The organism is Flavobacterium sp. IB48 (assembly GCF_016405855.1).
Lineage (GTDB): Bacteria > Bacteroidota > Bacteroidia > Flavobacteriales > Flavobacteriaceae > Flavobacterium > Flavobacterium ginsengisoli.
In genome coordinates this window covers 314,062-325,448 of record NZ_JAEFCA010000005.1, presented here as the reverse complement: position 1 = coordinate 325,448, position 11,387 = coordinate 314,062, and the positions used below count along the sequence as shown (strand labels likewise).

Annotated in this window: 8 protein-coding genes; 6 read left to right on the top strand and 2 right to left on the bottom strand. The window is 33.8% G+C overall.

All coding sequences use genetic code 11. The annotated features are described in order from the left end of the window. Positions 1-102: 102 nt before the first annotated feature. The gene (locus tag JC605_RS17465) at positions 103-2,034 is read left to right on the top strand and encodes a metallophosphoesterase (protein ID WP_198857431.1); all 1,932 of its coding nucleotides are present in this window, start codon (positions 103-105) and stop codon (positions 2,032-2,034) included. 203 nt (positions 2,035-2,237) lie between these two features. Here JC605_RS17465 and JC605_RS17460 read toward each other — a convergent pair whose 3' ends face one another. Next, positions 2,238-3,296, bottom strand: a complete 1,059-nt coding sequence (locus JC605_RS17460; RefSeq protein WP_198857430.1) for a phosphatidylinositol-specific phospholipase C1-like protein — start codon at positions 3,294-3,296, stop codon at positions 2,238-2,240. Between the two features lie 264 nt (positions 3,297-3,560). Here JC605_RS17460 and JC605_RS17455 point away from each other — a divergent pair, with 264 nt between their 5' ends. The 5 genes from JC605_RS17455 to JC605_RS17435 all read left to right on the top strand — a co-directional run bounded on the left by JC605_RS17455 (position 3,561) and on the right by JC605_RS17435 (position 11,022). Beyond that, positions 3,561-4,085 carry an RNA polymerase sigma-70 factor gene (locus tag JC605_RS17455; RefSeq protein ID WP_198857429.1) on the top strand — a complete coding sequence of 175 codons (525 nt, stop codon included), beginning with the start codon at positions 3,561-3,563 and terminating at the stop codon, positions 4,083-4,085. 83 nt (positions 4,086-4,168) lie between these two features. Continuing rightward, positions 4,169-5,092, top strand: a complete 924-nt coding sequence (locus JC605_RS17450; protein WP_198857428.1) for a FecR family protein — start codon at positions 4,169-4,171, stop codon at positions 5,090-5,092. A gap of 70 nt (positions 5,093-5,162) precedes the next feature. Next, a complete protein-coding gene (locus JC605_RS17445; RefSeq protein ID WP_198857427.1) occupies positions 5,163-8,447 on the top strand; it encodes a TonB-dependent receptor in 3,285 nt (1,094 codons plus the stop codon). Positions 8,448-8,452: 5 nt separating this feature from the next. Further along, positions 8,453-10,222 carry a RagB/SusD family nutrient uptake outer membrane protein gene (locus tag JC605_RS17440; RefSeq protein WP_198857426.1) on the top strand — a complete coding sequence of 590 codons (1,770 nt, stop codon included), beginning with the start codon at positions 8,453-8,455 and terminating at the stop codon, positions 10,220-10,222. A gap of 431 nt (positions 10,223-10,653) precedes the next feature. After that, positions 10,654-11,022: an STAS/SEC14 domain-containing protein gene (locus tag JC605_RS17435; protein WP_198857425.1), complete on the top strand. Its 369-nt coding sequence runs from the start codon at positions 10,654-10,656 to the stop codon at positions 11,020-11,022. Between the two features lie 73 nt (positions 11,023-11,095). Here the strand turns inward: JC605_RS17435 and JC605_RS17430 are convergent, their stop codons facing one another. Further along, positions 11,096-11,368 (bottom strand): PrgI family protein, encoded by a 273-nt coding sequence (locus JC605_RS17430; protein ID WP_198857424.1) that lies wholly within the window; start codon positions 11,366-11,368, stop codon positions 11,096-11,098. Positions 11,369-11,387 lie beyond the last annotated feature (19 nt).

Here is an 11,387-nt window from a genome sequence, read left to right as displayed (position 1 = left end):
ACTAACATAAACTGATTCTAGGTTTAAATTGATAAAATTGCATTCGATTAAAAGCTCCAAAACTTCTAATAAAGTGTCCCCAATTTATTAAAGTTAAAACCTATGAAATTAAAATTTACTTCACTTTTTATAGTGTCTGTTTTTGTTGTTTTTAATAGTTCTGTTTCGGCACAAAAAACAAAGAATTTAAACGGAACACAAATCGCATTTTTATCTGATGTTCATTTGCAGGATTTATTTGGCAGATTTTCAGATTCAGATTACAAAGGCGTTCTAAATCCAAGAACAAATCAATATGCTTTGGTGCGAACCATGTCATCGCAATTGCATTCAACTCGAATTTTTAATGAAAACTATTTTGCTTTTTTAGCAGCTTTAGATGATATCGCAAAGCGAAAGATCAAATATGTCGCACTTCCAGGTGATTATACCGACGACGGACAGCCAATTCACATTCGCGGATTAGCTAAAATTTTAGAACAATATTCAAATAAATACGGAATAGAATTCTTCATTACCACAGGAAACCATGACCCAGTTGGACCTTTTGCACAGGAATCTGGGAAAGAAGATTTTTTAGGTAAAGAAGGTAAAAGTCAACCCATTTATAGCAAAGACGGTATGTATGCGCCAAATCTCACCATCGAACAGCCTGTAGTTGTTACCACCGATATTGCTAAAATGGGTTATTTAGGAATTACCGATAATCTGAAAGATTTTGGTTTTCATCCGAATAAAAAAAATAAATTTTGGGCAACACCTTTTTCAAATTATTCAAGCGAAAATTATTCATTCGATAAAGCTTTAGAAAGTGCAAAATTAGCCAATCGTGTATATGAAGTTGCACCAGGTTATGAAGTTCCAGATGTTAGTTATGTCGTTGAACCTATTGATGGACTTTGGTTAATGGCAATTGATGGAAACGTTTACATTCCGAAGAAAACCGATGGCGACCCTAAAGATTCAAAAAGTTATGCTGAGGCTAGTACAGGATACAATAATGTACTTTCAAACAAAAAACATTTAATTAATTGGGTTTCTGCTATTTCTGATCAAGCTAAAAAACAGGGAAAAACTTTAGTTGCTTTTAGCCACTTTCCGATGATCGATTTTAATGATGACGCTTCTGCGGAAATAAAAGAATTGCTTGGCCCAAACAAATGGCAGTTAAACCGAGTTCCAGTTGAAGAAGTGGCACAGGTTTTTGCAGATGCTGGATTGAAGATTCATTTTGGAGGCCATATGCATATTAACGATACAGGAGTGAGAACTTCTCCAAAAGGAAATACCTTAGTTAATATTCAAACTCCTTCGCTTGCGGCCTACATTCCGGCTTACAAATTATTGACTTTAAAGAAAGATAATGTGGTCGATATTCAGACTATTACAATCGATAATGTTCCGAGATATGATGAACTTTTCGATTTGTATAAAATGGAATATCAGTTTTTAGAAAGTCAGAATACAAAAGATATTTGGAATGCTGCTATTTTAAAGACTAAAAATTATCATGATTTTACCGATTTTCATTTGAAGGAATTAGTGCGTCTTCGTTTCTTAAAAGACGATTGGCCTTCTGCTTTTAAAGATTTTATTTTGAATGTTTCAGCGAAAGATTTATTGGTTTTAGCGAACATTAAATCAGCAAAAGATTTTGATTTTATTTTGAAAAATAAAGAGCAGTTTCAAAAAGAATGGAAAGAAGCGGAGACGAAATCGGAACAGATTTTAATTAAAAATAAACTTAAAAAAACAGATTTCAATTGGACAGGAAATGATCTTTTAATTGATTTTTATCGCTTTAGAAGTGCAGACGAATTGGCTCTTGCCGATGTTGGAGTTGAAAGAGCAAAACAATATAAAGTATTATCTGATTTGTTTTTAGAAGGTGGTAAAGCTGATCTTTCAAGTGACACACCACTTCAAAAACAAATGAAGCTGTTCTTAATTATCTTCAATAAATTCATACACGAAGTTCCAGCAGATCATTTTTCTGTTGATTTGAAAAGTGGTGCTGTTAAAAGTTTGAAGTAATTTTTTTTTTAACCGCAAAGAGCGCAAAGGTTTACGCAAAGTTTAATTTTTGAGTTAGATTTTATAAAATAAAAAAGTTCGCAAAGCTTTAATCTAGCTTTGCGAACTTTGCGTTTATGAGCGTAACCTTAGAGAAAAAATCTTAGCGTACTTTGCGTAAACCTTTGCGCTCTTTGCGGTTAAATAAAACGGCTCAAAAAAAATTAAGGTGTCATTACGGGATTATTTCGAACATAACTTCCGTCATCATACTTAATTTGGTATGGAGAATTAAAGAAAGTACTTGGCAGATAATAATCGGTTGTAATGATTTGTGCTCCAGAATTTTTTGCGGCTTCAAAATGCGAGTAATCGTTGGCACGGGCTTCTTTGGTATCAGAATCGGCTCTGGTTCTTATAATGTAACCTTTTTTCACTAAATCTTCAATTGTCGGATCTTCAGCATTATTTCTGAATAAAGCTGCAGCTTCTGGTTTTCCTGGTTCTGCGTTAATAAAAACGGCGCGTCCCTTAAGGGACGGATGATTCAATGCGTACAAATCTCTTTTTGCGCCGTTGTTATCTAATAAGAATAAAAATCGTCCTTTGGCTTCTTTTAAAGTCGGCCAATTGTTATTTAAAACTGCTTCTTCGAGAGTTTTATATTTTCCGCGAACCATGTCTGGCGTAATCAGTTTGTCTTTTCCTAATTCTTTGCGGATTACTTTGTCCATTTCGTCAAAAACTGAGGCTGTGAAATCTTCTGGTTTTGTACCGAAGAAATTCGCATCTCCGTCTTTTGGTTCCAAAGTAATAAAAACAGGAACGTGTCCCGGATTAGCATCTGACCATTTTTTTAATTCCTGAAGACAGATTTCGAAAGTATAAGCAGAAGTTCTAAAATCGATATCTGGCATATGGAAAACCTTAAAACCTGGTTTTTTCATTAATCCGTTTGGGTCGTAAACTTCTTCAGATTTAGCTATATCCAAACCTTTTGGGTGTGCATATTTTCCGCCTTTCGCATCTGCAAAAATGTCAATTTCTAGATTGCGTAAACCTTTGTTTAATTGATCGGTAATGCTAATATGAGTGTATTGCAAGCCTTTAAGAGAACGAGTGGTATCTCTAGCTTGGATAAGATTGTATAAATCGGTTTCAATCGCATGACGATAACTGTTGTGCGATCCGATAACCTGAATCTGGTTAATTTTCAGATTGTCGTTCTGAGCCTGAGCGCTTAAAGCTCCTGCAAATAATAAAGTAAAAAAAAATGGTTTCATAATTCTAAAATGTAATTGATACTGTTGACTGGGACGCATCAAAAGAAAATTGCATTTTTTGAAAGGCACTAAGTTAAAATCTGAAGCCGATTTGTGTGTTAGATTAAAAAAAAGAAATCGCAAAGTGATTCTTTCTTTTGCTTTAAAAAAGTAGTATTTCTACAACAAACGTGTTTATTTATTAATTTAAAGATAACCTTGACGCAAAAAACATTGGGTTTTCATTTTATTATTTTACGATATTAAAAAGCCTGTAATTAGTATATGAATAATCCTGAAATTTTTGAAAAAACGTATAACCAATATTGGAAAAAGCTTAATGCATTTTCTTATACGATGACTCAGGATAAAGACTTGGCGCAGAACATTGTTCAGGATGTTTTTGTGGATTTATGGGAAAGAAAAGAAGAACTGAATATTAATGCTATTGAACCTTTTTTATTTCGTGCAGTAAAAAATCAGGTTTTCAAACATTATCAGAACAATCGTTTTGATAAGACGATTTTAGAAGAAAAATTCGAAGACTACATTATTGACAATTTTTCGACTATTGATCCAGAAGTGATGGATTTGCTTTATTCTTTATTAGACAAACTTCCAGAAAAAAGAAAAGAGGTTTTGTTGATGTATAAATTTCAAGACATGACAATTGATCAAATTGCAGACGAACTTGGAATTTCAAAACAAACTGTAAAAAATCAAATTTCATCAGCTGTAAAACAACTTCGAGAAGGCTTAAAAGACTTGGTTTGGCTGGCTCCATTCATTATTTTCAATCAAAAATTTTAAAATAACTTTCGCTTGATGTTTTCATAATATTCGGCAATAGTACGATTTCTGGTTTCTGGTACTTATCTATAACAATAAGTATTATGATAAAAAGAATTAAACATAGTTTAGAATATCTGCTGGATAAAAGTTCGCGAGGAAAAACTTCATCGGCAGAAGAAAATTTATTGCATGATTTTGCTTTCGACGAATATCAAAATTCAAAATGGGATAATGATCTTATGGGAAACCCAGAAATCGAATCTCAAAACATCTACGACGAAATTCAGATAAGAATTGGAAAGAAAAGATCTTTCAATCCTTATTTAAAATATATGGCTGCTGCCAGCATTCTTTTTCTGCTTGGTTTAGGATTTTTCTTGAGACCAAATGTTTTAAACCAAAAACAAATCACATTTAAAACGTCATCGATTCCCCAATCTATCCAATTAAGTGACGGTTCGAAAATTTATCTGGCAGCAAACTCATCATTTCAGTATCCTGAAAAATTTGAAGGCGATCAAAGAACGGTTTCTTTACTAAAAGGAAACGCGTTTTTTGAAGTGGCCAAAGACAAAAAACACCCATTTATTATTCATTCTGGCGAAATACAAACCAGAGTTGTCGGAACTTCATTTCACATTCAATTATCAAAATTAAACTGTAAGGTAATTGTCGTAACCGGAAAAGTAAATGTTTCTGGAAAAGGGCAGAGTGTAGATTTAGTGCCAAATCAAGAAGCTTTGTTTGAAGGCCAAAAATTAACCAAACAAGTTGCCGATAAAGCTTTTTTGGTGAATTGGTACAATCAAGATGTAACACTTGACCAAACTACTTTAAAACAGGTTATTGCCATTTTACAATATAAATACGGAGTTTCATTTCAGTATAACAACGAACACGTATTAGCAACGCCGTTAACGGTATTCATTAAGAAGGACGCGACATTAGAAAATGTTTTGGAAGAAATAAATTATATCACAAACCTAAAATTCAAAGTCTATGGCGAAGTAGTAAAAGTGGATTAAAAACAAAAAAAGCAGTTGCTGGAACAACTGCTATTAATAACTAAGCATCGTAAAAACAATTACTTAAATCATGTATTTTAAACCTTCTTATTTAAATCTAAAGAGTTTTGTCTTTTTAGTCCTGGCTTTACTTGCCTTTCAGAGTGGCTACAGTAAAACTAATTTATTAAAAGAGTCAAAAGTAGCAAATAAAATAGAAAAAGCTACTCTGGTTTCTATTTTTTCAAAATTAACGCAACAAACCGACTACAAATTTAGTTACGGACAAGCTGTAATTGCTGATAATACAGCTTATACGGTAAATTATAGTAATGAGTCTATTACTGCAATTTTGAATGATCTTTCGCAAAAGGCAAATTTCAATTATAACATTAGTGGAAAACTGATTTTAATTCAAAAAACAGCTGCGCCAAAAGCAATAAATGCAAAAGCAGTTGATAGAATTAAAGTAAAAGGAAAAGTTGTTGACGAATTTAAAGTGCCAATTCCTGGTGCAACAGTATCAGAAACAAGTTCTTCAAATTCAACAGTTACAAATTTTGATGGAGAATTTGAAATTACGGTTGGAGAAGGAAAAACATTGGACATTTCTTATATGGGTTATAAAACCAAAACAGTTGCTGTACAGACTGGTTTTATGAATATTCAATTAGAGCCAAATACAGCTGAACTAAACGAGGTTTTGGTTGTAGGTTATGGTAAACAATCTAAGAAAGATGTTACTGGTGCAGTTACACAATTAGAAGCAGGAAGTTTCAAACAAGGTGTAAACGTTTCGGTAGATAATTTAATGCAAGGAAAAGTGGCTGGTGTACGTGTTGTAAATACAAGCGGTGAGCCAGGAGCTGGAGTAAATGTAACAATTCGTGGAGTTGGATCTATCAGAAGCGGAAGTACGCCTTTGTTCGTTGTAGATGGTGTGCCTTTGTCAAATGATGATGTAAGCCCTTCTGGAAGTAATGTAGGTTTTGGAACTTCTTCTGCTAAGAATCCGTTGAACTTTTTGAATACGAGTGATATCGAATCGATTACGGTTTTGAAAGATGCGTCGGCTTCTGCAATTTATGGAGCAAGAGGTTCTAATGGAGTTGTTTTGGTAACAACTAAAAAAGGTTCTAAAGGTGAAGGAACACTAACTTTTGATTCTTATATGGGAGTTTCGACTGTGGCTAACAAACTAGATGTTTTAAGTGCAAGCGAATATAGAAATGCAATTACAGACAAAGCATTTGATCACGGCGGAAATACAGATTGGCAAGATGTAATTTATAGAAGTGCTATAACTAAAAACAATTCGCTTTCTTTTTCTAAACAAACAGAAACTGGAAATTATTATGCTTCGATTGCACAAATGGATCAGGAAGGTGTGGTTCGTAACAGTAATTTCAAACGTCTTTCTGGAAGAATTAACGCCGCAGAATCATTTTTAGATAACAAACGTTTGAAAGTAAAAATGAATCTTACTGCAAGTGAAACTAAAGATGACGGAGTTCCTACGAGTGATGATGGTGGTTCTAACGGACAATTGATCGTTCATACTTTGATGGCAAATCCAACACGTTCTGTTTTTGATGCGAATGGAAACTACACCAATTTCAACATGAATGCACATTACAATCCTGCATATTTGTTGAGCATTTACCAAGATCAAACGAGAACATTAAGAGTTTTAGGAAACTTAGAAGCTTCTTTAAGAATTATTGACGGATTAGAATACAAATTAAATATTGGTATTGACCGTTCGATGGCAGAAAGAAACACAACTATTTTTCCAAACTTAACAGATTTGAATCCGAAAGGAAAATATGTTCAGAATAATTTAGATTCTAAAAACTCTTTGGTAGAGCATTATTTGACTTACAATTTAAATTTAGACAAGCATAAAATCGAAGCTTTGGCTGGTTTCTCTTATCAAAAATTTGAAAGATCAGGAACAAGTTTTAGCATTGACGGAATCTCTGATCAAGGAGAAGGAGTTCCTCCATCAATTAATCCTGGATTTAAAGGAACACAATCTGGTACAACAGGTTATGCGCAGGAGAATGAATTACAGTCTTATTTCGGAAGGCTGAATTATAGTTTTGACAACAGATATTTGGTTACGGCTTCTATGAGAGGCGACGGATCGACTCGTTTTGGTAAAAACAATAAATATGGTTATTTCCCATCTTTTGCTTTAGGATGGAATATTGCTAACGAAAGTTTCTTAAAAGAATCTTCTACTTTAAATAATTTAAAACTAAGAGCAAGCTGGGGTCAAACAGGAAATCAAGAAGTTGAAAATAAAATTACTCAGGCAAGTTACTCTTTAGCTGGAGCTGACGGATATTATTTATACGATGATTTAAATTTAGTAAACGGAGTTTCTGTAAATAGAACGCCAAATCCTAATTTGAAATGGGAAGTTGTAACGCAGTATAACGTTGGTTTAGATTTTAATTTATGGAACGATAAATTGTATGGAACATTAGATTATTTCAATAAAACAACAACCGATGCAATTTTAAATGTTCCTTCTCAAGCGTTGAGTCCAACAACTACGATTTGGACTAATATTGACGGTAAGATTATCAATAAAGGTATCGAGTTTATGTTAGGTTCTAAAATAGTAGATACTAAAAACTTTACTTGGAATATCGATATGAATGGTGCGACTTTGAATAATAAAATTCAAGATCTTCCGGTTTCAGAAATCTTAACAGGAACAATTTCAGGTCCTGGACAATCTGGTGTAAATGCTAATATTTACAAAAGTGGATATGCTGCTGGTTCATTCTACTTATTAGAGCACATTGGTTTTGATGCAAACGGAGCAAATATCTTTAAAGATCAAAACGGAGACGGTAAAATTGATAATAGCGACAGAATTATTATTGAAGGAGCATTGCCAACTTTCTACTACGGATTCAACAGTGACATGAGATACAAAAACTTTTCGTTCTCGTTCTCTATCATCGGACAAACAGGTGGTTATTTATTGAATAATACAGGTTTGAATGCATTAAACATTAACAACTTAGCATCAGACCGTAACGTAGCTACAGGTTATTATGAGTCTGGAGCAAATGCAACAAACTCACCAATCTTGTCTACTTTATTCTTAGAAAAATCAGATTTCATTAGATTAAATACAGCTCGTATTGGTTACAATTTTGATTTAAAAGGATTAAACTGGATCAACGGATTAACACTTTACATAACAGGTCAGAACTTAGTTACGATTACAAATTATACAGGTTACGATCCGTTAATCAACAGTCCGAAATCAAACGGAGGAAACCAATCTATCGGTATCGATTATGCAAGTTATCCAACTTCTAGAACATTCAGTTTTGGAGCAACTTTAAAACTATAATTATTATGAAGACAAATACAATTTTTAATATAAAAACATTAGCGATATTTTCTTTTATATGGCTTTTTGCAAGCTGTACAAACCTTGACGAAGTTGTTTTGGATGAGGTTTTAGGAGAAGATACTTCAAATCCGGCTGGGGCTCTTGCAGCTGCTTACGACCGTTTAGGAGACGGAACTTTTGTAGATCACGGAGGTGTTTTCTCTTTGCAAGAATACACTACAGATGAAGCAATATTGCCAACGCGCGGAAGTGACTGGGGAGACGGTGGAAAATGGAGAGACATGCACGAGTTTACATGGAAATCGGATAACGCGATTGTAGTGGATAACTGGAATAAATTGACAAACGGAATTACACGTTCATTAACCGCAATTCAATCAGTTGAAGAAAGTTCAATTCCAGAGAAAAAATTGTTTTTAGCGGAAGCGAAAGGACTTTTAGCGTATTATTTATATACTACTTTAGATTTGTACGGACAAGCTCCATACAGAGATCCGATGAATCCGAACGCGCCTTTGCAGATTTTAAAAGCTGATACACAAATTGATCAATTGATAAAAGATGTTGAAGCTCTAGTGCCAGATTTGGCAGAAATGGGAACACAGCAAACGCATCACGGTAGATTTACAAAAGAAGCCGCGTATGGATTCTTAGCGCAGATGTATCTGAATCGCGCTGTTTTTAAAGATCGTTTAAATGCATCTTCAAGCTTTAATTTTACTGAAGCTGCTGTAACTGGTACAGGAACAGATATGGATCGTGTTATCTATTATACTTCATTGCTAATTAATTCTGGGAAATATTCTTTAGAAAGCGATTACTTCAAAAACTTCGCAAGAGACAATGAGAAAGGAAAAGAATTGATTTTTGCGATTTCTCAAAAGATAGATTACATCAGAAACGGTTCAAACAGTTTTGCTTATGTGTGTATGGAGCGTAACCAAAGAACTTCTGCAGCAAATAGAGGAACAAATGCAGCGTGTACAACTCCTGAGTTTTTTGCAACTTGGGATGGAAATCACGATGACCCAAGATTCCAACAAAAATACCAATATGGAGACGGAACTTGGTTTATGAATGATGGAACAGATATTAGTGTTCCGGCAACAGACATTGTACCAAAAAGTGCCAATTTACCTTGGTTTCACTTTAATAGAGGAATTCAATACGGACTTCAATACGGTCCAATCTTATTGTCTTCTGGTTCATTAGAAATGATAAACGGACGTATTAAAGTTTCTCCGTTAGTTATGGAAAAAAGCACAACAACAAGAATGGATTTTACGCCTTCTTTAACTTTCAAAAATCCAGCTCAAGCTGTTTTTGCTCAAAACGAAATCAATCAAGGAGCGCGTATTTTTAAATATGAATTTGATCCAGAAGGAGGAAACGGAAACAGTAATGTTGATATTCCATTATTCCGTTTAGGAGGAATTTATACAATGAGAGCTGAAGCTTATTTCAGAAAAGGGAATACAGGTCAAGCTATGGAAGATTTGAATAAATTGCGTACAAGCAGAAAAAGAGAATCTCTGTACGGAGGCGTAGCAGGAAAAGCTTTGACTTCAATCGATCAAACGGTTTTATATAATGAAATTGGCTTCGAATTATACTGGGAATTGTACAGAAGACCACAAATGATCCGTTTCGGGAAATTTGATCTTCCAGGAACAGCAAAATCAGCTTCAGAGCCATACAGAAGAGTATTCCCAATTCCGCAGTCAACAATAGATGTGACTAAAGAATTCAAACAAAACCAAGGATACAATTAAGCTTGTGTGTTTATTTTTTATTTTTTTTCAAAAAGGCCTGTTTCGAGTAGAGACAGGCTTTTTTTTTTAAAGATGCTAAGTTTCTAAGGTTCTGAGATGCTAAGGTTTTATGCACTGTATGCATTTTGTGTTAGATGCACTGGAGTGCATCTCTGCTTAAAAAATTTACATGCTAAGCTTTTAAGGTTCTGAGCTTCTAAGATTTTATGTGCTGTATGCATTTTGCAGTAGATGCACAGCATTACATTTCTGCATAAAAAACTTAGAACCTTAGCATCTCAGAACCTTAGAACCTTAAAAAAATATAATAAACGAATAGTTAAATGTAAGTGTTATCTGATTGATAATGAGTATATTTGAGTTAGTGAAAAACACGCTGAAAATGTTTAAGAATAAAACGCTATTAAATAACTCAAAAAGTGTAAAAAATCATGATACATCAAATTGACACCACAGATAATATTGTTGCTTTTAGAGCATTGGCAGAAGTGACAAAAGAAGATTTTGTAACTGCTGTAACTCCAGCTGTTGAACATTTGGTAAAACAAATCAATGAAATTAATTTTTTGCTGGTTTTAGATACCGATATTAAAAATTTTACGCCGGGAGCTTGGTTGCAAGACGGACTTATGGGACTTAAGCATTTAGGAAAGTGGAATAGGGCTGCAATTGTTACAGATACAGAAGAAATTATCTCTTTTACAAACGGATTTAGTTATATAGTTCCAGGTGAGTTTCGTGGTTATAAAAAAATAGATTTCAATAAAGCATTAAATTGGGTCGAGGGAAATATTTCTTAATTCAATTGAATCAAAAAAGAGCGCTTATCTTAGATAAGCGCTCTTTTTTTTATGATAGTTTATTTATAAACGATTAGTGGTTGTATTCAATACCACTGCTCGATTTAGCATCTATTTTATCTTTACTAACTTGATTGTATTTTTTATAGCAAGCTGATGCTAAAATTGGCAATGCAAGACTTCCTACAACAGCACTTGCTTTTTTGTGCCCCGTTTTTTTCAAAACTGCCGATGCCAAAAGAAAACCAACACCAGCGCATACCATTTGTTTTACTGACAGATTTAACGGTTTACTTTCAGGTTTAATTCCGTGTAATAATGGGTCTATAAAATTTAAATTCTCCATGATGTCAACTTATTTTAAT